22 protein-coding genes are annotated in these 23,165 nt (G+C 37.4%); 6 read left to right on the top strand and 16 right to left on the bottom strand.

All coding sequences use genetic code 11. From position 1 onward, the window contains the following. The first annotated feature begins 238 nt into the window (after positions 1–238). Positions 239–2,131: a P-loop NTPase fold protein gene (locus ACO1PF_RS05710; protein WP_423190361.1), complete on the top strand. Its 1,893-nt coding sequence runs from the start codon at positions 239–241 to the stop codon at positions 2,129–2,131. 244 nt (positions 2,132–2,375) lie between these two features. Here the strand turns inward: ACO1PF_RS05710 and rlmH are convergent, their stop codons facing one another. Then, a complete protein-coding gene (gene rlmH, locus ACO1PF_RS05705; protein ID WP_423190360.1) occupies positions 2,376–2,855 on the bottom strand; it encodes a 23S rRNA (pseudouridine(1915)-N(3))-methyltransferase RlmH in 480 nt (159 codons plus the stop codon). A gap of 16 nt (positions 2,856–2,871) precedes the next feature. Continuing rightward, positions 2,872–3,297: a MarR family winged helix-turn-helix transcriptional regulator gene (locus ACO1PF_RS05700; protein WP_423190359.1), complete on the bottom strand. Its 426-nt coding sequence runs from the start codon at positions 3,295–3,297 to the stop codon at positions 2,872–2,874. A 122-nt stretch (positions 3,298–3,419) separates the two neighbouring features. Here ACO1PF_RS05700 and ACO1PF_RS05695 point away from each other — a divergent pair, with 122 nt between their 5' ends. After that, the gene (locus ACO1PF_RS05695; RefSeq protein ID WP_423190358.1) at positions 3,420–3,842 is read left to right on the top strand and encodes an organic hydroperoxide resistance protein; all 423 of its coding nucleotides are present in this window, start codon (positions 3,420–3,422) and stop codon (positions 3,840–3,842) included. A 637-nt stretch (positions 3,843–4,479) separates the two neighbouring features. On the opposite strand, the gene ACO1PF_RS05690 is transcribed toward ACO1PF_RS05695, so the two are convergent. From ACO1PF_RS05690 to ACO1PF_RS05660, 7 genes are all read right to left on the bottom strand, one after another. Continuing rightward, positions 4,480–5,676, bottom strand: coding sequence for a S1C family serine protease (locus ACO1PF_RS05690; RefSeq protein WP_423190357.1), 1,197 nt, complete (start codon positions 5,674–5,676; stop codon positions 4,480–4,482). Positions 5,677–5,889: 213 nt separating this feature from the next. Then, the gene (locus ACO1PF_RS05685; RefSeq protein WP_423190510.1) at positions 5,890–6,699 is read right to left on the bottom strand and encodes an MBL fold metallo-hydrolase; all 810 of its coding nucleotides are present in this window, start codon (positions 6,697–6,699) and stop codon (positions 5,890–5,892) included. A 106-nt stretch (positions 6,700–6,805) separates the two neighbouring features. Beyond that, the gene (locus tag ACO1PF_RS05680) at positions 6,806–7,660 is read right to left on the bottom strand and encodes a two-component system regulatory protein YycI (protein WP_423190356.1); all 855 of its coding nucleotides are present in this window, start codon (positions 7,658–7,660) and stop codon (positions 6,806–6,808) included. After that, positions 7,650–8,966, bottom strand: a complete 1,317-nt coding sequence (locus ACO1PF_RS05675) for a YycH family regulatory protein (protein WP_423190355.1) — start codon at positions 8,964–8,966, stop codon at positions 7,650–7,652. The genes ACO1PF_RS05680 and ACO1PF_RS05675 overlap by 11 nt, the downstream gene beginning before the upstream one ends. Next, complete coding sequence (gene walK, locus ACO1PF_RS05670) at positions 8,963–10,822, bottom strand: cell wall metabolism sensor histidine kinase WalK (protein ID WP_423190354.1); 1,860 nt, start codon at positions 10,820–10,822, stop codon at positions 8,963–8,965. Before walK ends, ACO1PF_RS05675 begins: the two co-directional genes overlap by 4 nt. A gap of 6 nt (positions 10,823–10,828) precedes the next feature. Next, positions 10,829–11,542: a response regulator YycF gene (gene yycF / locus ACO1PF_RS05665; protein ID WP_423190353.1), complete on the bottom strand. Its 714-nt coding sequence runs from the start codon at positions 11,540–11,542 to the stop codon at positions 10,829–10,831. Between the two features lie 115 nt (positions 11,543–11,657). Then, positions 11,658–12,176 (bottom strand): PTS sugar transporter subunit IIA, encoded by a 519-nt coding sequence (locus ACO1PF_RS05660; protein ID WP_423190352.1) that lies wholly within the window; start codon positions 12,174–12,176, stop codon positions 11,658–11,660. 270 nt (positions 12,177–12,446) lie between these two features. Between ACO1PF_RS05660 and ACO1PF_RS05655 the strand changes: the two genes are divergently transcribed. Next, entirely contained in the window at positions 12,447–12,905 is a 459-nt protein-coding gene (locus ACO1PF_RS05655; protein ID WP_423190351.1) for a hypothetical protein, read from the top strand. Between the two features lie 29 nt (positions 12,906–12,934). Continuing rightward, positions 12,935–13,471: a YtxH domain-containing protein gene (locus tag ACO1PF_RS05650; RefSeq protein ID WP_423190350.1), complete on the top strand. Its 537-nt coding sequence runs from the start codon at positions 12,935–12,937 to the stop codon at positions 13,469–13,471. Between the two features lie 53 nt (positions 13,472–13,524). On the opposite strand, the gene ACO1PF_RS05645 is transcribed toward ACO1PF_RS05650, so the two are convergent. Next, entirely contained in the window at positions 13,525–14,973 is a 1,449-nt protein-coding gene (locus ACO1PF_RS05645; protein ID WP_423190349.1) for an alpha-amylase, read from the bottom strand. Between the two features lie 228 nt (positions 14,974–15,201). Here ACO1PF_RS05645 and ACO1PF_RS05640 point away from each other — a divergent pair, with 228 nt between their 5' ends. Beyond that, entirely contained in the window at positions 15,202–16,590 is a 1,389-nt protein-coding gene (locus ACO1PF_RS05640; RefSeq protein WP_423190348.1) for a TrkH family potassium uptake protein, read from the top strand. Positions 16,591–16,592: 2 nt separating this feature from the next. Continuing rightward, positions 16,593–17,270, top strand: coding sequence for a potassium channel family protein (locus ACO1PF_RS05635; protein ID WP_423190347.1), 678 nt, complete (start codon positions 16,593–16,595; stop codon positions 17,268–17,270). Positions 17,271–17,688: 418 nt separating this feature from the next. Here ACO1PF_RS05635 and dnaB read toward each other — a convergent pair whose 3' ends face one another. The 6 genes from dnaB to rpsF all read right to left on the bottom strand — a co-directional run bounded on the left by dnaB (position 17,689) and on the right by rpsF (position 23,011). Then, positions 17,689–19,056, bottom strand: coding sequence for a replicative DNA helicase (gene dnaB / locus ACO1PF_RS05630; RefSeq protein WP_423190346.1), 1,368 nt, complete (start codon positions 19,054–19,056; stop codon positions 17,689–17,691). A 189-nt stretch (positions 19,057–19,245) separates the two neighbouring features. Then, positions 19,246–19,695: a 50S ribosomal protein L9 gene (gene rplI, locus ACO1PF_RS05625; protein ID WP_423190345.1), complete on the bottom strand. Its 450-nt coding sequence runs from the start codon at positions 19,693–19,695 to the stop codon at positions 19,246–19,248. Positions 19,696–19,716: 21 nt separating this feature from the next. Further along, positions 19,717–21,714, bottom strand: coding sequence for a DHH family phosphoesterase (locus ACO1PF_RS05620; protein ID WP_423190344.1), 1,998 nt, complete (start codon positions 21,712–21,714; stop codon positions 19,717–19,719). Between the two features lie 158 nt (positions 21,715–21,872). Then, the gene (rpsR, locus tag ACO1PF_RS05615; protein WP_071847339.1) at positions 21,873–22,106 is read right to left on the bottom strand and encodes a 30S ribosomal protein S18; all 234 of its coding nucleotides are present in this window, start codon (positions 22,104–22,106) and stop codon (positions 21,873–21,875) included. Positions 22,107–22,132: 26 nt separating this feature from the next. After that, positions 22,133–22,657, bottom strand: coding sequence for a single-stranded DNA-binding protein (ssb, locus tag ACO1PF_RS05610; protein WP_423190343.1), 525 nt, complete (start codon positions 22,655–22,657; stop codon positions 22,133–22,135). A gap of 54 nt (positions 22,658–22,711) precedes the next feature. Further along, the gene (gene rpsF, locus ACO1PF_RS05605; protein ID WP_423190342.1) at positions 22,712–23,011 is read right to left on the bottom strand and encodes a 30S ribosomal protein S6; all 300 of its coding nucleotides are present in this window, start codon (positions 23,009–23,011) and stop codon (positions 22,712–22,714) included. Positions 23,012–23,165 lie beyond the last annotated feature (154 nt).

Genomic DNA, 23,165 nt, shown 5'->3' with positions numbered 1-23,165 from the left:
CCGATATGACAGTTTTCGTATCTCCTTCGACAATGAACTCGAAAGCTATATTCTCCGGATTTACTATATCATCCGGATTAGTAAATCCTGCTTCATCATGAGAAGAGATAAAGTCTGCATATTAAAATTACTAATTAGATCTTGCCTAATTTGCTATCTACAAATCATTTAACTATAGTTATACTTAATATAATTGTCGTACATCCTAAATGAAAATTCTGAAAGGAGCAAATCTGAATTGGTTTACCAAACTAATGAGTCACAAAAGGAATTTCTAGAACTCACAGAAATTAATACAGAAACAGCCGCGAAACACTTTGCTAAACTGTTAGAAAAGGATAAAACATATTTTCTTAATGGACGATGGGGGTCAGGGAAAACTGAATTTTTGATTAACACGAAACAACATTCTAAAAAGAGATTTACTTTTTTGGATTTGTGGAGAATTCAAGATGAACGATCTGTTGTAACGATAGCTTTTACTAAATTAATGCCAACAACCTACTGGGGAATAAGATTAATTACAGTTTTATCGGTTATTATTTCAATATTAATGACAGGTGTATTGGACTTAGGTCTATCGCATTATACTAGTACACTCGGAGCACAAATTGCCGGTGGAATCGCTCTCTTTGTTTCGGTATCCAGTTTCTTTAAAGTGAAATCTGATACATTTTATATTCAAGTACTAAAAAAATTCCCATTTAAGAAAAGATTATTAGTTATAGACGATTTTGATAGAATTGATTCAATAAGACAGGAACAAATTTATGTACTTTTTAATCTTCTTGAGAATAGAATCCCTATTATTTTCGTAGGTGATTACGACAAACTAGCAAGAAGTGATAGTAAGTTTCTTCAAAAAATTATTAATCAGAAAATTGAACTACCCTACAACTTACATCCAAAAAACATTTGGGAGAAATACTTCAATGAATTAGAAAACAAATTAAAGACTACCATTCCTGATAAATTACAGAAAATGATAATAGGAGAACAGCGAAACTTACGTGAACGTGAACAGTTTAATGATTATATAAATCATGAATTTTTTGATCGCAGAAAACTAGATTATGTCCAACCAAATCAACAACTATTAGTTATCTATGTTTATTTATTCTATCCACATTATTACAACATCTTAATAAATGACTTGCCGTTTGAGTTTGAAAACCAACTAGAAGAAGAGGATAAAAGCGTAACTGATTCATCTCCTGATGAACTTCTCCGTTCTCTTTTATATGATATGCAGAGAAAAAATTACGATGGTTATCCCTATGCTTTTATAAAGAATAAAGAGGGTTATTTCTTATATGAACAACCTTCAAATTTTACAATACAGGAACTAGAAAGCTTAATCGAAAAAGATAGTACTTTAAAGACCTATCTATTGTCTAACATGGATACTGATTTTTACCAGTATTTACAAACACACTATCGCAATTTTTCTCGAGAAAAAAAAGATTGTATACTTTGTATTGCTTTAGAACTAGTAAAGCAATACAAAGAAAGCAGTACAATTAGGTTTATTCTTAATGAAAAAAATGAGGAAATAATGCCACGCAAACAATATATTGATAATTATAGGTGGGGCATTCCTGAAAAAAGAGTAAATAAAACTGAATATCAGATTCATGAAGAAATTTATCAATCTTGGCACTGTCTGCTAGAAAAACAAGGATTTGATTTTTCACAAGAATTATATTTACTTGAAAAGTATAGTGAACTTCACTTTCATGCTTTAGGTGTGCTATTTCCAGATATTAAAATCACTTCAACGGATTCTCTTTACTGGGATAGAAAAGATGTCGCATTAAGTGTTTACATCTCGTCACAAGATACTTGGATGAAATTTAATAATTGGTCAGAAACTACGTGGGAAGCTGTTGCAAATCTTCCTGATAAACAGTACCTATCATTCTGGACAGCACAAGGTATTCTTGATAATAAAAAATTATTTGATTTTGATTCAATCCCTGAAGAAAAAAAATATACTGTTTGGGTAAGTAAAAGAGATTTTGAACATCCAGACAAATTAATAAATTATCAATTTGTAGTTAATAAAATTAAGCCTAGATTGAAAACGCTAGAAGAAAAAGGATATACTTTTGTAAAATCTACAAAAAAATAAATATACATGAATATAGTACATTTATAGCGAGCCCAAATATTTAAAAAAATCTAACTTTTTGGGGTCACTATATACCCCTGCTTTAACCTTTGAGTTTTTTTTGATTTATCTCTATTATTACTCATTATGGTATCTCCTATGACTACTTACTATACCTGTTTAATTATCTCCTTCAATTAAGGTACTCTTTAAATCATTCGATGAACCCACATCATATCATACCCGGTTATTATAAAAACCTCATTTACTTATGGTACGGTTCATTCCGCATGATCCGAAACGCTCTATAAATCTGCTCGACCAATATCAGTCTCATCAACTGATGTGGGTAGGTCATTTTTCCGAATGAGATGGTCGTGTCGCTTCTTTTCATAACGGCTTCGCTCAATCCCAGAGAACCGCCAATGACAAAAACGATCTTGCTTTTACCATGGATCATAAGCTGTTCGATCTCCTTGGCAAAGGATTCGGATGTCCGTTCTTTAGAATCAATGGCCAAGGCAAAGACGTACGCCTGGTCTGGTATTTTGGCCAGCAGTCGTTCGCCTTCTTTGTCTTTGACCTGAACCATTTCAGCTTCGCTCAGACTTTCAGGTGCTTTTTCATCCGGTACTTCTATAACTTTGATTTTAGTGTAGGCACCTAATCGTTTCGTGTATTCGTCTATCCCTTTTTTCAAATATTTCTCTTTTAATTTACCGACTGACAAGATTGTGATATCCATAATTGACTCCCTTAGTTTAAACCTGATCGAGTATTTTAGTTAATAGACGTTTTAATTCTTCAAATTCATCCTGTTCCAATAGTATTTCTTTAGAAAATTTAACGGGTATTTTCTCCGCCTGCTTTTCTATTGCGCGTCCCTTATTCGTTAAACTTACGTCCACCACACGTTCGTCTACACTTGAGCGTCGACGTTCGACTAAACCGTGTTCTTCCATTCTTTTCAACATTGGTGTCAATGTTCCCGAATCCAGATACAGTTTTTCGCCTAACTCTTTGACCGTTACCGTCTCTTCTTCGAATAAAACCAGCAAGACTAAGTACTGGGGGTAGGTCACACCCAACTTCTCAAGTAACGGGCGATATAATTTGGTGATTTGTCTAGTTGCTGCATATAAAGGAAAACAGACTTGATTGCTTAATCTCAAGATATTCTTTGTCACGTTCATACACTCCTCTTTCTTTTCATTATAACAACTTATTTGATAAGTTTATACACTTTGACATTTTCAATTAAATTGTGTACAATTTAATTACAGACAACTAAAAATAGAGAGGTGTTTATATGGGAATAGCATTATATACCGCAGAAGCCACTGCGCTTGGTGGTCGTAAGGGACATGTTAAATCTTCAGATGGAAATTTAGACCTCGATCTATCTATGCCAAAAGGCTTGGGTGGCAAGGAAGTCAAAGGAACGACCAATCCAGAACAGCTCTTTTCGGCAGGCTATGCGGCTTGTTTTGATAGTGCACTGCAGTTATCTGCACGAAAAGCAAAAAAACAAACAACTTCCGCCGTCACAGCTAAGGTGAGTATTGAGAAAAAATTAAAAGGTTTTGGTCTAAGCGTCGAACTCTACGTTGAAATCGAAGGGGTCACTCAAGCAGAAGCTGAAGAGTTAGTGGATCAGGCACACGAAGTCTGTCCTTATTCTCGGGCGATCGAAGGCAATGTAAAAGTCAAAAAAACAGTTAAAGCTTTATAAGTTATTCACACTATCCACAGGGATTCTTTGTTGGTTTGACAAGGAATCCTTTTTTTAATACCCATTTTTCCACAGTTATCCACAAAGTTATACACATATCCACATTTCTTTGTTCTCGTTTAGGGTTATGAAAGCTTGAATAACCGTCAAAAAATAACTCATTCAAGCTGAAAGTTATGCACAAAATTTTCCCTTTATGTCTACATCTTCAAAACCCAAGCAAACACCTTCATGACAGTGTTTACAAAAACAAAAATAGCTGTTGTTATTTAGTTACGCACAGGCAATAACGTAGTTGTGCATAACTTTTTTTGATGGAATACCGCTGTAAAAGTATTCCCGCAATAGTTATCCACACCCGAACAAAGTTATCCCAAGGCTTCAAAAGATTGATTTTGGGCTACTATAGTTAGCTTATGCACAATCGGTACAAGTGAACCCTTTTACTCTCTTTACTTGTACCCATGCGCATCAAATTGAAACAAGTAGGCCTTCACGGATGTTAAACTTGTTCCGAATATCAGCTCATCGACACAAGTGACCTGCTATTTGTTGCTCGCTTGTGTCCATTAGGCCCCAAAAAACTCTACATAAAAAAACACAGCCTAGTAAAAGGCTGTGTTGGTCATTTGCTAGGCTATAATGTTTCATCGTCGGTACTTCTCATGGTTATTGTCGTTGTTTGACGTTCTCCTCCACGATAATACTCAATTTCAACTTCATCGCCCACTTCTGTATCATAAATCTCTTGTCTTAATTCGATACCATTCGCGACCTCTTCGCCATTGAATGACACAATAACATCATTGGCTGCTAGTCCGGCTTCTTCAGCGGAGCTATCAGGTTGAACTTCCGCTATAACAATACCCTCAGTCACATCTTCAGGTAAGTTAAGTATCGCCTGTTGCTGCTGAGGTGAGACCATGGCTAGATCAACCATGGCTACACCGATAACGGGTCTGACCACCTCTCCGTTTCGCTCTAACTGATTAATGATATCTAAAGCATCATTACTCGGAATAGCAAAACCCATGCCTTCGATGGTCGATGACGAAATTTTCATGGAATTGATACCCACAACTTGTCCGGCAATATTGACAAGCGGACCACCTGAATTTCCTGGGTTGATTGCTGCATCGGTTTGAATGGCCGTCATTTCCCAGTCATTTTCTCCATCCATATTTGTATCCACAGGAACCGTACGTTCTGTAGCTGAAATAATGCCTGATGTTACCGATGATGCAAAATTTGTTCCTAAAGGTGAACCGATAGCTATAGCGGGTTCACCAACTGTTAAGTTTTCTGAATCACCGAATTTTGCAGTTTTAGAAACGACTTCTGAATCGATTGCTAGAACAGCTAAGTCCGTCCAGATATCTGCACCAATAACCGTTGCTTCTACACGGGAACCATCTTTGAATAATACTTCGATGGCATCAGAACCGTCAACAACATGATTATTAGTAAAAATATATGCAGTGTCTCCGTCTACCTTATATACTGCACCACTGCCAGTGCCGACTTGTTGTAAGTTTTCTTCATCAGTGGTCTGACCGCCTTCATACCATCCAAAAGGGTCTTCTCCAACCTGCTGCATATTAATGACTGAAACGACAGCGTCATCTACTTCTTGAACGGCATCTGTAATGTCAGACGAAACGTCCACTCGCACTTCAGAGATTTTAACTTCTCCCTCTTCTGTTACAGGCGTATTTTCTTGCATTTCTGTGTCGGGATCCGATTCTGTTTCAGTGTCGAATAAGTCACATCCGGCGAGCATCGCGCTCGTTAGACTCAACATTAGTATAGCTCTGAATGATCTCTTTTTCATCATATACTTCCTCCCATACACTTACAGTATAGATATATTTTAATCTAAAATCATGACATTTCTATGTCTTTTTTTATATAATATCATGATACAATTTTAACATAATCTATTTTTTTTCCCGTATGAGAAAGCTTTTTTCAATCAATTTCTTTAAAAAGAAAAAATAAAGCTTACTTTCTCTTTAAATAATCAAAAGAGAAAGTAAGCTTTATGATTTTATAACGTAAATAATGCACACGGTTCATCCGGATCAGTGTCCAGCAATTGAAAACGTTCGTTTACACCGGTATCTTTTCTTTCTAAAATTTCTTCAACCGTTTGATGTGCCACTTCTTTGATATTGTTTTCCTTGCTTAAGTGACCCAAATAGATACGTTTCGTTCGATCACTGATGATTTCGGCTAAAGCTAAGGCGCCGTCTTCGTTAGATAAATGACCTTTGTCACCAATGATTCGCTGTTTTAAAGACCAAGGATATCTGCCCATCCGAAGCATGCTTAAATCATGATTACTTTCAAATAAGTACGCATCCGCATCTTTAACCAAGCCACGCATGCGATCACTGACATATCCAGTATCTGTCAGCATGACAAAGCGTTTATTGTTTTTTTGGAAGGTATAAAACTGCGGGTCGACAGCATCATGCGAAACTGCGAAACTTGAAATATCAATATCCCCTAGGGTTAACGTTTTCTCGTTTGGAAAATGAAACTTCTGTTCGACTTTTAATTTCCCTAATTTGGGTTCCATTGCCTGCCACGTTTTTTCGTTGGCATAGATATCTAAATTATACTTTCGAGCTAAAATGCCGACACCTTTAATATGGTCAGTATGTTCATGTGAGACTAAAATAGCATTCAAATCTTCGGGTCGACGTCCGATCTTGCTTAACATCTCAACCGTTTTTTTACCACTGAGTCCACAATCAACTAATACTTTCATTTGATCGGTTTCAATATAGGTAATGTTTCCTGAACTGCCGCTAGCTAATATGCTAATGCGCAGGTCGGATTGTTCTGACTGCATCATGAACTGATTCCTCTCTCTGTGAACACTCATTGTCCATTTTACAACAAGTCTCCACCTACAAGCAAGAACACTTTTTTAGGTGCTACATTCTCTATTCTACACTTTACTCATCCGGTTCCTCTTCTTGTAATTCTTCAGGAATGACTGTTGTAACTGGATCTGAGATGATCGTACGTTCCAAAGCGTCTACTCGCAGCACTTTCTCTCCGCTTGCATCCATAACTGGCACATACCATACCGGTCCATACATGCTCAAGTCTTCCAGATGCAGTGTACGGTAATAGGTTAAAATCGGTTGTCCAACAGTGGAATTAGAACTTATTTCGTTGTTTTGAAAAAGAACTTCAATGGCTTGCCTGTCTGTGATGACTACTTGTGTTGATCCTTGAGGAATCATTGGGCCAGCGTATGTTTGCTGATAGGAAATAATATTTCCGTCACTACCATAAAACAGAGAGATTTCAGACGTTCCATCTGCTACGGGAATACCTTCGACTTCCTGTGCGTAGACAAAGCGATTCTGACTACGGTCATACCGGAGATACATATATTCTCCACCAAACAATACGGAACCGTTGATGATAAAAGCCTCCAGTTTCGCGTAATCCCCTTCGGTGAATCCGTCATCAGGATTTCCTTCGATCTCGATTGGATCTGATAAAATACTCGTATAAAGTGAGCCGTCTTCAGCGACAGAACCTGCCTGATTTTCCAGCTGGTCCACGTTGTCTTCCAATAATTGATTACTGTCCGCCTGAACATAAAACACGTCTCGTTCTTCGTCCTGCAGTGTCGGAATACTGATACCGATTTGTTCCATTTCTCGAATCAGGTTAACTTGACCGGTCTCACTTGTTGCCTGTTGAATATCATTACGATTAAAATAACTCACCAACAAGTACACGTTTAAAAGTAAGAAGGTAATCAGAAAAATGTTTTCTATTTTTTTAAAATCCATTTAGCGATTCCTCCTGTGATTGGATATAACGATTCACTTCTACCCATGAGCCTTGTGCCTCTACATACCAGTTAGGTTCAAAATGAACCACCCTGTCATCTTCTTCACTTTCTGTCCAGGTCAAGCCAATACGCATGTCTTCGATATAATCAAGACCCAGTTCCATTTCTTCAAGTTGATTGATGATATCTCGACCACTGGGTAATGTTTTTATCCGCTCACCCGTTAATGTTAAAGGTGTTTGAACGACTCGAAGCGGTATACGCAAATTTGTTCGACCACTTTCTACGACGGTGATCTCATTCGTCGATTCAAACTGCTGATAACTGTAGACAGGATAACCTTGGATATACCGTTGAAACGTTACTTCGTGTGTCTCTGGAGCATAATTCTGATAGTGCACATGATCGGTCCAGTTTTCTATTTGAGTCAGCTCCTGATAACTGCTGCGCAGTCGCTCACTAAATGTCATCTGCCCCATGTCTGATCGTTGTCTTAAATAAGTTAGTGTATTTGTAGCGTCATTGATTCTCACTTCTGTCGTTAGATCGATATACCGTGTCGTGTTGCCTGTCCGTCTCGCGTCTATTTCTGACGTGTCCGAGAAAAACTGATAAATAAATAAATTATTAGGTAAACGTTCAACGAGATAATCATGATACTCTACTGCTTGTTCTTCCACCGGTAGATAGAGATAGCGTTCGTTAACTTCAATAGGTTCAACATCCGTTAAAACGTTCTCCGCTGAATACAGCAACTCATCGATTATATCCGGTGTATAGTCGGTTTCCTCGATTTGATATAAAAATTCACTATGCGAATCATAGAAACCAGCAATCTCTGGATCATCGGTATTCATGAACACGTGTGTAAACGTGCGATTCTCATAATCTGTCGGTAAATCACTGAAACCATATTCGAAAAGTCCAAAAGGTATCGGTGCATCAAAAATAAATTCAACCCAGTTCTCATCATTCAGATAATCCTGATAATCTGAGTAACTTAATCTCTGCGGCGATTGAACTTCTCCAAAAGTAGTCTCCGGTAAATACTTTTCAAACCATTCATTTGTGTAATTCATGTTGATATCTACTTTTTTGCTTAAGTCATTGCGATGCCAGACAATCTTTTTGGGAGAGAAGACTTCAGCCAATGAACGATCAACCAGTGAGGCGGGAATAGGACTTCCCCCTCCGGATGAAGGCTCACGTAACTGAACACCAGTCGTCCAAAGCTGAAAACTTAAAAATAAGCTCAATCCAATCAATCCCGTTAAAAGTACGTGTTTAATTCTGGACCAGATCATTCCCATTCCTCCTCTTCATATGGGACATATGGAAGGGAGAGATAAAACGTTGTACCTTTACCTTCAGTACTTTCGGCCCATATACGACCGCCGTGTTGTTCCACCACTTCTTTGGAAATAGCTAAACCTAAGCCGCTGCCTCCCATTGCTCGTGACCGTGCTCTATCGACACGATAAAAACGAGAGAATATTTTATTGATATCCGACTTGGGAATGCCCATCCCTTCATCTCGAATACTAATCAAGACAGTATTCGCTCTTTTTTCCATTTTGCCTATGATCGTCCCGCCATCAGGTGAATACTTGACGGCGTTATTCATAATATTGTCTAAGACTTGAATCATTCGGTCTGGGTCAACCTCAACAAATATGGATTCTCGCAGTATATCTTTTTTGATTTGATGATTTTTCCCTTCGTATTCAGCTGAATGAATCAGCATATCAAAGCGGTTAAGCACATGTTCAAGCATTTCAGTTAAATCGACTATTTCCAGATTCAAGGTACTTTTACCTGAATCTATGCGAGACAAGTGAAGCAGGTCTTGAATCATTCGAATCATACGGTCTGTCTCGTTTTGAGTGACTTCCAAAAAGCGTGGAGCCAAATCTGGGTCCTGCCAGGCCCCATCTGCCAGCGCCTCAATGTAACTACGCATACTCGTTAAGGGTGTGCGGAGTTCGTGTGAAACGTTGGATACAAACTGTTTGCGTTCTTCTTCTATACGTTCTTGTTCGGTTACGTCATGCAGCACACAGACTATCCCGCTGATGAAGCCAGATTCTCTTTGAATCAGAGAAAAGGAAGCACGCAGAATAATGGGTATCCCATTTTGTTTACTGTTTACCAGCATTTCGTCCTGTTTTTCTAAAATGCGACGCAGCGTAATGTCTTCTTCAACATCTAAAATAGATAATAAATTCTGACCTAGAGCATCCTCTTGACTTCTATCAAGCATTAACTGGGCCATTTCATTGATGATCATAATTTTTCCGCGTCTATCTGTTGCAACAACGCCATCTGTCATGTGTGTTAATACACTGTCTAGACGTCTTCTTTCTGCATCGATCGATTCTTGTGCCTCGGCAACATCATCTGATAGATCATTGATCAAGCCGGCCAATTGACCTAGCTCATCTTCGCCGTAAACTTTAAGGGTGCCTGAATAATCACCTTCAGCAATTTGACGGGTTTGAATCTGCATTTCTTTGATCGGCTTGGTCAGCGCACGAGAGACCATGTTGGCTAAAATGAGCGATAACACAATCGCTACCGCACTGGATTGTAAAAAGATCAAGGTGATCTGAGAAATCTGAGTATAGACAGATTCGATATTGCTTTCCATTAAAATAGCACCCAAAAACTGAGACTCTTCCCCGGATGAAAAAACAGGTTCAACCATTTTCCATCTTCTGTTTTGGGTGACTTGATCGATGACTTGTCTAGGAATCGAATTTTCGGTTATTTGTGCTTGTCTCAAATCAACATCATCAGATAATTGCCCAATGATGTTTTGTTGCGTCGTATCACTCGTTCCCATAACGATGAGTTCAGAATCAACTACTTGAAGATCAGTAATACCACTTCCTGAGAATTCGGTCAGTAAATTACTGATTTCCTGCGCGGGATCGATCTCACTCTCTTCGCCGCTTTCTTCAATTTCTAAATATGGAAGAATAGTACTTTCCAAAAAGCTCATTTGTACTTGACGATCTTCCTGAAAGTTAGCGATCAGTTGACGTTCTATTTGGGTAATAAAATTCGCCCCGATTAACTGCAGGGCGAATACAAGTAATAGCACAATCACAAACACGATTTTAGTGTTGATAGACTGATAAAAACGAATCTTTTTTTTCATAAATCACTACTTCTCCTGTTTTTCAGGACTTCTAAGGTAATACCCTACTCCACGGCGTGTTACTAGGAAATTCGGGTGACTTGGATTATCTTCGATTTTTTCACGCAGACGTCTTACTGTAACATCTACCGTTCGGACGTCCCCAAAATAGTCATAACCCCATACTGTTTCGAGTAAGTGTTCGCGCGTCATCACTTGACCGATATGTCGAGCCAGATAATGAAGCAATTCAAATTCACGGTGAGTCAATTCAATTGAATCTCCACGTTTTGAAACAATATAGGCATCTGGATGAACGGTTAGATCTCCCACTTCTATATCATTGGTTTCTAATTTGGCAGTTTCAGTGTTTTGAATGGATGCTGTTCTTCTGACATTAGCTTTTACACGCGCAACTAATTCCCGGTTTGAGAATGGTTTAGTGACATAATCATCTGCCCCCAACTCCAAACCTAATACTTTGTCAATTTCCTGATCTTTAGCTGTTACCATAATAATAGGTGTGTCTTTCGTTTTTCGTACTTCTCGACACACTTCGAGTCCATCCATTTTAGGTAACATTAAATCCAATATAATCAAATCCGGATTTTCTTCTTCAACTTTTTGAAGTGCTTCTTCTCCATCAAACGCTGTGACCACTTCAAATCCTTCTTTTTCAAGGTTGAATTTCACAATATCGGAAATTGGCTTTTCATCGTCGACAACTAATATCTTTTTCAAAGACGTTCCTCCTCAGAACTGATTTAGCGTACAAAATACTATGATTCTTTTCACTTCGATTATACCTTACCTATAAGGTATGTTCAATTTTACTTCATTAAACTCTCTATATTGATTAAATTAATCTAATTTTTAATGCATGTGTTTCATTGGCTTTTGCTTTTTTTGTCGGGAATAATTCTAATGACGCAACTGAATTATGTTCTAAAACGATAACGGGAATAACTGTATCGAATCCTCTCTCACTGATGAATTTCTGATCGAAAGTAACCAACCGGTCTCCTTTTTCAACACGTTTATTTTTTTCCACAGATGTCTGAAATCCTTCACCGTTTAAAAGTAATGTATCGATACCGATATGAATCAGTACTTTTATACCCCCATCAGTCTCAATATAATAGGCATGTTTAGCATCGGCCACTTCAATCAACTTTCCTGAAACTGGTGCATAAACCACTCCAGATGTTGGTCTTATAGCATATCCATCTCCAATCATCTTTTGTGAGAATAAATCATCCTGCACTTCTTCTATAGAAATAATTTCTCCATCAGTGACTGCACTCAGAATCAATTCCGCTGTTTCATGGTCCTGCTCTTTAACTTGATCACCAAACCCATTACTTTGAATACTCATTTTTTTCTCCTTTTTAAAAAGTGACTGAGTTAAATCTAGAAAGTTGTAGAGACAGTCTGTATATGCCTCATCCCGCTACTTTTTCACTCTACTTTTCTATTTCTCGAAGTGAACCACAAAAAACCTATTGTGTAGCTACTATTCTAACAATTAAAGCTCATTCAAGCAATATTATTTCGCTAGCGTTTTAGTTGGTGTTATTTTTACTTCATGGTATTCTAATACTATAGATTTAAAAATCATGGAAATGATCAGTAAAGGAGGCACACAATGGAATTAGGTTATCTTATTTCGCTCATTATTTTAGGTGTATCACTTGTTCTCCTCATCGGAATAGGTGTTTATGCTATGAAAAAAATAAAACCAACACTGAAAAATATTGAACGGACCCAAACAACTGTACAAGATCAAATTGAACATTTTACAAACGAATCTGATGCGATCCAAAAGAAAGTAGATCTTATCATGACACGCGTCGATAGCACCAAAGAAGTCGCAGAAATCAATCTAGAACGAATAAACGAATTATCAGATTATGCGTCTAGCTTGTCTCACTCTTTAACTTATTTAAAAGAGCATGGCGGTAACTACTCGAAAGGTATTATAGAAAATACCTACACAGAGTTAAAAACTGATGGACCTCGTTTAGCTGAAACATTCAAACGCGCTTTCAAACGAACAGTTGAAAAGCAAAAGCAACGTCACCAAGGTAACACGCAAACACTATAATTAGTCTATTTTGAAAGGATGAAAGAATTATGCCAAAAGTAAGTTTATCAAAAGCTGTATTCATGAGCGCTGCTTCTGCCTTTACCGCTTTACTATTCGCTCCAAAAAGAGGAAAAGAATTTAGAGAAGATTTAAAAGATGAAGCTATCAAATTAAAAGATTCAGGTGAAGAAAAAGCACAGGAACTGGTTGAAGATTTTAAAACATCATATATCGAAGCCGAGAAAGAATTAGAATCAGAGCAAGCGAAATTAGATGCGAAACAAGCGAAGTTGAACCAGACAATTGAAGAAATTGAAAGAGACCTGGCTTTAAGCGACGCTGAAAGACAAGGAACAACAGAGGCTGAAGCTGTTTCAGCTAGTCAAGCAATCTATACAGATCATAAAATGGGCGATGTGAAGGATACTACACTCGAACCCGAACATGATCAAGCTATTCCAAAAGATAAAGTAGATGAAGCCTTACACGATAATGCCTTGTCAGATGATACGGATTTTGAAATCAATGAGTCAGCTGTCGAGAATGAAGACGATGCTTCATTAAAAGTAAATCCTAACAACTAATTCAAAAAATAAAGGGATCCCTCAAAAAAGGGATCCCTTTATACGTTCTAGTTTTATTTTCTAACCCAAACAGAAAGTGATTCTGCATTTACCGGAAATGTGGCATGACCTTCATCGTTGATTTTTATTTCATCTTCTCGATTTTTCAATAAATCAATATAGATATCCCCGGCATGTAAATCACCTACGTACATATCTTTGAACCCTTCGTCTCCGTTAGATATGATGACAGCACACCCTTCTGGATGCTCGTCATCCCCTGTTCGAGTAAAACCAATACAATTATCATGATCTAAATAATTATTTTGTTCACCATAAGCGTATTCTTTTCGTGCGTGTAGTAAGGTATCGATCTCGTCTTGACAGCCCTCATAATCTACATCGCCATTATATCCATAATAATCTCCATAAAAAACACACGGATAACCATAAGAACTTAATAAAATAAAGCCATAAGCAATGGGTTTAAACCATGGTTCTACGTAGGATTCCAAAGCTTGATTGGGTTGAGAATCATGATTTTCTACAAACGTCACAGCTTGCTCGGCATTACTTTTATAAAGCGTCCCATCTAATAATTTCCTCAGGTCAAAATCGCGATGCTGTTTACTTGCTTCATGTAAAGCAAAGTGGAAACGGACATCCATCATCGAAATAGAATACTCATGTTCCTCTAAATAATCTTCTAAGAATTCATAGCCTTGATTCCAATACTCAGCAACAAAAAAGAACTCTTCGCCATGTTTTTCTCTAACGTCTTCGATTAAATCTTTCATAAATGCACTGTCGATGTGCTTGACTGCATCTAGTCGTATGCCGTCTATTTTTGTTTCTTCAATAAACCAATGAATCCATCTTTTTGTTTCTTCAACAACTTCAGGATGTCCATAATCGATATCTGCAAACATAAGGTAATCAAAGTTCCCAAATTCTACCGATACATTCTCATCTGGAGCCCATCCTTTTCCTTCACCTTCGATACGGAAAATTCCATGGTCACCTGTCTTCTCATCCTCTGAGACACCCGAGAAATGGTACCAGTGCCATTCAAAGTCTGAATATTCCCCTTCCCTTCCGGAGAAGTTGAAATAGGTCCACGCCTCGATTTCTCTGGTTTCTCCGATGTCTTCATGACGATTGTCTTCATTCACTGGTGTAGCTTCGAATGTTTCCGTTTCGTCTGCTCCACCTCTGTGATTCAAAACCACATCAGCATACACATGAATATCATGTTCATGTAAGGCTTCTATTGCCTCAATCAATTCTTTTTTCGTTCCATACTTTGTTCTAACCGTTCCTTTTTGATCAAATTCACCTAAGTCAAATAAATCATAAACACCATAACCGACATCATTTTGTCCCGTACCTTTATAACAAGGAGGAATCCAAACAGAAGTTATTCCTATTTCCTTCAAATGTTCTGCATCTTCTTTCAATCGCTGCCAATGTTTTCCGTCGTTTGGCAAGTCCCATTCAAAGTATTGCATCATCGTTCCGTTCATTTTTTCTTTCTCCCTCCGTTAAACAATAGCAAGACATACTGCACTTGACTATTTTACAGTGTCTGGCACTTATTGACAACTTTAACACCTTTTGCCAACCATTTAACACCCTTAAAATGAACCTTTAAAGAAAGCTTGTATTTCTTTATCAAGAACGGTAAAATCTAGCTATTCACGTTTTGTTTCGTTACACTTTAATGTAGTTTGCTTTAGGAAGGATTGTTTTGGATGAAAAAATTTCTGGATCAATTTTCTGATTGGCCGATACCGATAAAAATCATAGTGAGTTTCGCTTTTGCTATGTTTATAGGCTCGTTAATTTTGGCTATGCCTTTCAGTCAATTGGAAACATCTCAAGCAACTTATTTTGATCATCTGTTTGGTGCTATATCCATGGTAGCTGTGACTGGTTTATCTACAGTCCCCGTGGCTCAAACCTATAATATATTTGGTCAGATAGTTACTTTGGTATTAATAAAATTAGGTGGTTTAGGACTCATAACTATTGTTTCCGCTATTATCATGCAATTTGGTCGTCATGTAAGTATGAAAGAAGAAATCACTTTACAACAAGCTTTAAATCGCAGTGATATGAAAGGATTTAGTCATTTTTTACTTAATGTAGTGAAATATACGACGCTGTTTGAGACTATCGGAGCTATCTTGCTCGCTTTCACCTTTGTCCCAATTTTTGGATGGCCAAAAGGCTTGTTTAATTCTATATTTATAGCTATCTCCTCTTTCAATAACGCTGGGTTTGATAATCTCGGAACCGAAAGTATGCAAGCTTTTGTAGACCAACCCATAGTTAATGTCGTCATTCCCTTTTTAATCATCATAGGTGGCATTGGTTTTTCCGTCTGGTTTGATCTCGCACGAAATTTTAAACAGTTTAAAAAAGCAAGAAGCTGGATAGATTTCAAAGGTACATATCGTCGCTTGACTTTGCATACACGCTTAGTTATCAAATGGTCGCTATGGCTGATTGTCGCTGCAATGGTTATTTTCACTCTAGCCGAATGGACCAATCCAAATTCTTTAGGTAACTTAAGCTTCACCAATAAGTTACAAGCTATTTTTTTCCAAGCAGTCACGCTTAGGACTGCCGGTTTCAGCACTTTGAACTTTGCTGAATTTCATATGTTTACTTTAGTCGTATTCACTGTTTTCATGTTCATTGGTGGATCTCCAGGCGGAACGGCTGGTGGGGCAAAAACCTCTACTGTTGCTTTAGTCGTCAAGCTCATTGGGACAGAACTAAAAGGACAAACAAACATTAATTACAAACACAGAACATTAGAAATAGACATCGTTAAGCGAGCATTGGTCATTGTCGTTATGTTTATACTGTTAAATTTCGTAGCTTTGTCATTAATGACCATTTTTGACGAAGAAGTCCCTCTACAATATTTATTTTTCGAAAGTGTCTCAGCGTTTGGTACTGTTGGTTTGTCTGCCAATTTGACCGCAACACTTTCCAGATACAGTCAAACCGTAATCATGTTCTGCATGTTTATCGGTCGACTGGGACCAATTACTATCTTCACTGCCTTAGGAAACAGAGATAGAAGAAAACGAGATATTAGATATGCAACCGGAAGTATATTAATTGGTTAGGAGTGTCAATTTTGGTTAAAACAGTTGGAGTATTAGGATTAGGTGTTTTTGGGTCAACCATTGCAAAAGAATTAGGTGAACAACATTACGATGTCATTGCCGTCGATAAGGATTTAATTGATGTCAATCGTGTCGAGGAATACGTCGTACAAGCGGTCCAAGGTAATTTCACTGATATCGAGCTTTTGAGAAGCATCGGTTTCTCTAATTGCGATGTCGTTGTTATCGGAACAGGCTCAAACCTAGAATCCAGTGTCATGGCTATCATGAATTGTAAAAAACTTGGTATTAAACGTATCATAGCTAAAGCGAAGAATCGCACCCATATGGAAATCATGCAGGAAATGGGTGCACATGAAATAATACGTCCTGAAAAAGAAATGGGCGATAAAGTAGCCCGAAATATCATGCGTAATAATATTTTGGATGTTATTAATTTAGATAAAGAAAACTCCATAATTGAATTCACTGCACCTAAACGCTGGATAGGACGCAGTTTAAAAGATTTAGATTTACGTAAAAAATACCAGATCAATGTTATTGGTATGAAATCAGATCCAAAAGGTAAGTTATCCATCAATGTTCCACCCGAAGAAAAAATAAAACCTGGAAGCTTTATTGTAGCTATTGGAGATCCGAGAACCTTTGAGCATCTAGATTACACCGATCAGCTGAAATAAATAAACAAGATGAAAGGCTGGGACACATTAAAACTGTCTCGGCTTTTCATCTTTTTTTTAAAGTATCATTCATAATTTTCTTTGCTTACTTCTCAATTACTTCTCCTTCAATTATCCTGCTTAAACGCTCTGCATTTTCAATTACAGCTTAACCGTGTATGTCTGCCTACTTAGCTCCCTTAAACCGCTCAGAACGCCTATTTTCAAGTTTGACATCTAGATGAGAACATCTCCCTCTTGTAACTCCTACTTAGGTGATTCAGCCCAATACCTTTAGTTCCTTGCGTCTCAACTTCACTTTCGTGTTTTAGATTGTTGGTTATCTTTACAATCGACCGCTTAGATATAAAAAGAGTGAAAGCTTCTCTGTTAACCTCACTTTATTTGAGGTTAACAGGGAAGCTTTCACTTTGAATATTTAACGTGGTATATCGTTTTCAGGATAATAAGACAAGGAAGAAAATTTATTATATTCTTTAATAAAGAGCAATTTACATGTTCCTCTAGCCCCAGAACGGTTTTTTTCCAGTATCACTTCAACGATGTTTTCATCTGCCGATTCATCTTCCTCACCGTCTTCACCACGATAATAATCTTCTCGATATAAAAAGGCTACGATATCAGCATCTTGCTCGATTGAACCAGATTCTCTTAGATCACTCAGTATAGGACGTTTGTCTTGTCTCTGTTCCACATTACGAGAAAGTTGAGATAAGGCTACAACTGGAACAGACAATTCTTTCGCTAATTTTTTCAATTGACGAGAAATTTCGGATACTTCCTGCTGTCGACTTTCCCGACCAGTACCTTCAATGAGTTGTAAGTAGTCAATTACAACCAGACCAATACTCCCCTTTTCCTGTTTTAACTTACGACATTTCGCACGGATCTCAGCTGTTCTGATACCCGGCGTATCATCAATATAGATATTTGCTTTGGACAAACTACCCATAGCTACAAACAATTTCGTGAATTCTTCTTCAGTTAACTGACCTGTTCGCAAATGTGTTGCATCAATCGTTCCTTCCGCACACAACATACGATTAACTAATTGTTCTGCACCCATTTCCAAACTAAATATGGCAACTGTTTCATCTGTTTTTGTCCCGATATTTTGAGCTATGTTCAAGACAAAAGCTGTTTTCCCGACACCAGGACGTGCTGCTAAAATAATCAATTCGTCCTTATGCAAGCCTGAGGTCATCTGATCAAGCATTTTATAGCCAGTAGATAGACCTGTGATTTCATCGTCATTCTGAAAAAGTTCATCGATATTATTGATCGTATTTCTCAAAACGGTTTCTATATCTACAAATCCGCTTCTGCTTTTCTTCTCGGAAACCTCGAGTATTCTTCTTTCTGCTTCGTCGAGCAGATCAGGGAGATTATCTGTTTCCTGATACCCTTTAGAGGCAATCTCAGTTGCTGTTTGGATTAAATTCCTTAAAATCGCACGTTCCTCAACGATTTTTGCGTAATATTCAACGTTTGCCGCTGTAGGAACGGTCGTAGCAATTTCTGCTAAATAAGGTGTCCCACCTACATCTTCTAATTGATTTTTCGATCCTAAATTATTAGCAATTGTAATAACGTCTATTGCTTCATTTTTCTCATTCAATTCAACCATGGATTGAAAAATGAGTTGATGCGCACGACGATAAAAATTATTTGCTTCAACATACTCCATAGCTGGAATAATCGCTTCAGGATCAAGTAAAATCGAACCTAAGACAGATTGTTCCGCTTCTATATTCTGTGGAGGTAAGCGATCACCTATAACGTCCATCTTGATGTCTAACTTCCTTTCATACTCGTTAACTGTCCCTTAATTGTACCTTATCTTTATTTAAAAGTATACAAGGGAACACACGTTTTTAAAATGTTTCATGTGAAACATTTTAAAAAACTAGCATAGTCTCATGTCGTTTACATGAGGAACTATGCTAGTTAATTTAACGCTCTAAAATATCATTATTTATTCTTCCGCTGTAACACTTACAGTGATTTCTGCTGTTACATCCTTGTGTAACTTGATGTCCATTTTTTGACTTCCGACTGTACGCATTGGAATAGATTGATTGATCTTGCGTTTATCTACCTTGATTCCTAATTGTTTTTCGATAGCCTTAGCAATCTGTTTTGTCGTTACTGACCCAAACAAACGACCATCTTCCGCCGCTTTTTCTTTGATCTCGATTGTGTTTTCTTCCAGCACTTCTTTTTCTTTTGTTGCAGCTTTAAAGATTTCGTTTTCTTCACGTTCCTGAGCTACATTCTTCATATTTAATTCTTTTTTTGCTGAAGAGGTTGCTTCCTTTGCTAAACCCTTTTTAATCAAGAAATTTCTTGCATAACCGTCAGAAACATTTTTCGTCTCACCTTTTTTACCTGTACCTTTTATATCTTTTAATAGAATAACTTCCATAGTTTTTAACTCCCTCTATAATTAGTCTAATTGAGAATGTATAACTTCTTTTAATTCTTCTATTATTTCAGAAATGCTTTGTCCATCTATTTGTGTTGCAGCATTGGATAAGTGTCCGCCGCCTCCCATTTTTTCCATAATAGCTTGAACATTGATTTTACCAAGACTTCTGGCACTTATGCCAACCGTTTCTTCAGAACGTCTTGTTATAACAAAAGCAGCCTCTACTCCCGACATGCTAAGCATCGTATCTGCTGTTTGAGCAGCAGTAACTGACGGATAGATTTCGTCTTCTGCCCCGTTTGCAACAGCTATACCTTCGATAACGTAGTTTAATGTTTCAATTAATCGACTACGTCTGAGATAGCTCTCTGGGTCTTCTTTTAATAGTCTTTGTATCATCGTAGGATTGGCTCCGACCGATTGCAGATAACTTGCTGCATCAAATGTACGTGAGCCAGTTCTCAAGCTGAAGTTATTAGTATCCACGACGATCCCACCTAACATGGCAGTCGCTTCAATACGGTTGATTGGTTCTCCATCTGTTGAGATATATTCAAATAGTTCAGTAATCAGTTCCGCAGTGGACGACGCATAAGGTTCGAAATACACCAGCAATGGATTCTCTGTAAATTCCTCACCACGTCTATGATGATCGATCACCATGTTTCGTTTTGTTTTCTTCAATAGATTTGGCGCGATTGAAAGGACTGGTTTATGATGATCGACCAATACAACCAAGTCATCACTTTTAATCATTCGTTCAGCCTCTGCTGACGAAATGAGATTGTTGTTCACTTGTTTATGCTTTTTAATTTCTTGAAGAAGTTTGTCAACATCTTTGTTTACCTCATCTTCATCAATGACCACATACACAGTCTTTTTAAGCATCATAGCAATACGCGCTATGCCGAGTGAAGATCCTACAGAATCCATATCTGGATTTTTATGTCCCATAACAAAAATAGTGTCACTGTCATTCATTAATTTCTGCATGGCTTGACTGATCATTCGAGAACGTACCCGTGTCCGTTTTTCCATAGGATTTGTTTTACCACCATAATAGCGTGGTTCTTCATCAACTGGTTTGACAATAGCTTGATCTCCACCACGACCTAATGCCAGATCTAAATTATTTTGAGCTAATTCAGCTAATTTATCAAAAGGTTCATCTCCATAGGCCAGTCCAAGACTTATGGTCAATGGTAGATTCCGTTTAGACGTTCGGTCTCTTATATTATCTATAATATTAAATTTTTCACTCTCTAACCGTTCTAACTCTTCTCTATTTAAAAGCAGGAAATAGCGGTCATCAGATATCCGTTTATAAAAAATACCATGTTGCTTACCCCAGTTAGAAAAATAGGTAGTAAGCAGACTATCAAACCCTGATACTCCTCTATCGTCTAGACCCTGAGTAATTTCATCATAATTATCCAGGAACAACCAACCTACAACAGGACGTATTTTCTCATACTCTTCAGTGACCTTCGCGTATTCGGTTATGTCCAATAGATAGAGAGCATTAACATCTTTTTGAAGGGAAACTTTATAAACTTTGTCGTTCCATTCAATCAAATTGAAATCTTCTCTTTTTTCATTATCAAAGTAATCCGATATATCTCGATTCACTTCTCTAATAGGTTCACCCAGTAACTGCTGATCGCTCGGCAATTGTAATTGCATATAGGGATTGATCCATTCGATCTGGTTTTTTTCATTGAGTAAAATTATACCCATCGGCATTTTGATTAAAGCTTCTTGCTGCCCACGTTTGATTCGGTAAGACAAATTAAGTATATAGTTATTTAATTCTTCATTATATTTATTACTAAATCGCCATATTATAATGAGGGTAATAAAAAACAATATTAACATTAAAGAACCCAGCCAAATGAAAGCAAAGAAACTCAACACTGTCATAAAGAGCTGAACAGCTACCGCAAATAAAAGCATTCGCTTTAAATAGGGATGGTCCAGTAACCTAGGAAGATTTTCTTCCTCTGACTTATTATTCATATTTTCTCCTCTTAACATCATCGTTATAACTATCCCTTGATATTTTAACACGTTTTCAAGGTCTATTCTATACTTGATGTCACATTATAAATGTTTCACGTGAAACATTTATAGCAAAAGAAGCTGCAACAGTTTACTGTCACAGCTTCTCTAAATTATTATTCTTCAGTAACGAAAGGTAATAAGCCCATGATACGAGCACGTTTAATTGTTTTCGTTAATTTACGTTGGTTTTTAGCATATGTTCCAGTAACACGACGTGGTAAAATTTTACCTCTGTCTGAAATGAAACGTTTCAATAAATCGACATCTTTGTAATCAATATATTCAATATGATTTGCTGCAAAGAAATCAACTTTACGGCGCTTTTTGCCGCCTCTACGTCCAGCCATGTTATAATCCTCCTTCTATTCTTGAATCAAAATGGTAAATCGTCATCAGAAATGTCGATAGAATCATTATTAGATTCAAATGGATCTTCATCGAAATTTGCGTGATTGCTTTTAGTATTATTCTTTGGAGCTTGATTGTTATTTTGCGAATCATTTGAATTATTCGAGTAATTATTAGAAACTCCAGAATTAGAACTTGAACCGTCATTTTGTGCACGTTTTTCAGTGACTGATTTAGGTTCGAGCATTTGGAAGTTTTCGCAGACTACTTCTGTAATATAAACTTTTCTACCTTCGTTATTTGTGTAGTTTCGTGTTTGCATACGGCCAGTTACTCCTACTAACGATCCCTTACGGGTAAAGTTAGAGATTATTTCAGCTGTTTTTCTCCAAGCAACACAATTGATAAAATCAGTTTCTCTCTCACCCTGTGCATTGGTATATGGACGTTCTACAGCTACTGTAAATGAAGCAACGGCTATCCCGCTACCCGTATAACGAAGTTCAGCATCTCTAGTTAATCGTCCAACTAGTACGACATTGTTAATCAATCAAAGTGGCTCCTTTCTTAAAAGGCAATCAATAAAAATGTTTCACGTGAAACATTAGTTTTCTAGACGAACGATCATATGACGTAAAATGTCGTCATTGATACGTGCTAGGCGTTCAAATTCATTGATAGCTGCTGCATCTGAAGATTGTAAGGTTACTAAGCGATATGTTCCATCGCGGTATCCTTTAATTTCATAAGCAAAACGGCGTTTCGCCCAGTCTTTTGACTCAGTTACTTCAGCACCGTTATCTTTTAAGATAGTTTCAAAGCGTTCTACTAAAGCTTTTTTACCGTCTTCATCAAGATCAGGACGGATGATATATAAAATTTCATATTTAGCTGTCTGACTCATCGTTGACTGTCACCTCCTTATGGACTTTGGCCCCTTCATTTGAAAGAGCAAGGAGAGTATTCTATTTAGAGTACTCACCGAAACACTATAGCACACCACTACTATTAATACAAGGTTTCTTTTAATACGGATGATAGGGACAAAGAAAAAACAC

It is taken from the genome of Alkalibacterium sp. f15, assembly GCF_049389645.1.
GTDB lineage: Bacteria > Bacillota > Bacilli > Lactobacillales > Carnobacteriaceae_A > Alkalibacterium.
This window is presented reverse-complemented; position numbering and strand designations above follow the sequence as displayed.

Excerpts from the sequence above, each read along its gene's own strand:
- rlmH (WP_423190360.1), bottom strand. The coding sequence starts at position 2,855 with ATGGATATCACAATCTTGTCAGTCGGTAAATTAAAAGAGAAATATTTG.
- ACO1PF_RS05695 (WP_423190358.1), top strand. The coding sequence starts at position 3,420 with ATGGGAATAGCATTATATACCGCAGAAGCCACTGCGCTTGGTGGTCGT.
- ACO1PF_RS05690 (WP_423190357.1), bottom strand. The coding sequence starts at position 5,676 with ATGATGAAAAAGAGATCATTCAGAGCTATACTAATGTTGAGTCTAACG.
- ACO1PF_RS05685 (WP_423190510.1), bottom strand. The coding sequence starts at position 6,699 with ATGCAGTCAGAACAATCCGACCTGCGCATTAGCATATTAGCTAGCGGC.
- ACO1PF_RS05680 (WP_423190356.1), bottom strand. The coding sequence starts at position 7,660 with ATGGATTTTAAAAAAATAGAAAACATTTTTCTGATTACCTTCTTACTT.
- ACO1PF_RS05675 (WP_423190355.1), bottom strand. The coding sequence starts at position 8,966 with ATGATCTGGTCCAGAATTAAACACGTACTTTTAACGGGATTGATTGGA.
- walK (WP_423190354.1), bottom strand. The coding sequence starts at position 10,822 with ATGAAAAAAAAGATTCGTTTTTATCAGTCTATCAACACTAAAATCGTG.
- ACO1PF_RS05660 (WP_423190352.1), bottom strand. The coding sequence starts at position 12,176 with ATGAGTATTCAAAGTAATGGGTTTGGTGATCAAGTTAAAGAGCAGGAC.
- ACO1PF_RS05655 (WP_423190351.1), top strand. The coding sequence starts at position 12,447 with ATGGAATTAGGTTATCTTATTTCGCTCATTATTTTAGGTGTATCACTT.
- ACO1PF_RS05650 (WP_423190350.1), top strand. The coding sequence starts at position 12,935 with ATGCCAAAAGTAAGTTTATCAAAAGCTGTATTCATGAGCGCTGCTTCT.
- ACO1PF_RS05645 (WP_423190349.1), bottom strand. The coding sequence starts at position 14,973 with ATGAACGGAACGATGATGCAATACTTTGAATGGGACTTGCCAAACGAC.
- ACO1PF_RS05640 (WP_423190348.1), top strand. The coding sequence starts at position 15,202 with ATGAAAAAATTTCTGGATCAATTTTCTGATTGGCCGATACCGATAAAA.
- dnaB (WP_423190346.1), bottom strand. The coding sequence starts at position 19,056 with ATGGACGTTATAGGTGATCGCTTACCTCCACAGAATATAGAAGCGGAA.
- rplI (WP_423190345.1), bottom strand. The coding sequence starts at position 19,695 with ATGGAAGTTATTCTATTAAAAGATATAAAAGGTACAGGTAAAAAAGGT.
- ACO1PF_RS05620 (WP_423190344.1), bottom strand. The coding sequence starts at position 21,714 with ATGAATAATAAGTCAGAGGAAGAAAATCTTCCTAGGTTACTGGACCAT.
- rpsR (WP_071847339.1), bottom strand. The coding sequence starts at position 22,106 with ATGGCTGGACGTAGAGGCGGCAAAAAGCGCCGTAAAGTTGATTTCTTT.
- rpsF (WP_423190342.1), bottom strand. The coding sequence starts at position 23,011 with ATGAGTCAGACAGCTAAATATGAAATTTTATATATCATCCGTCCTGAT.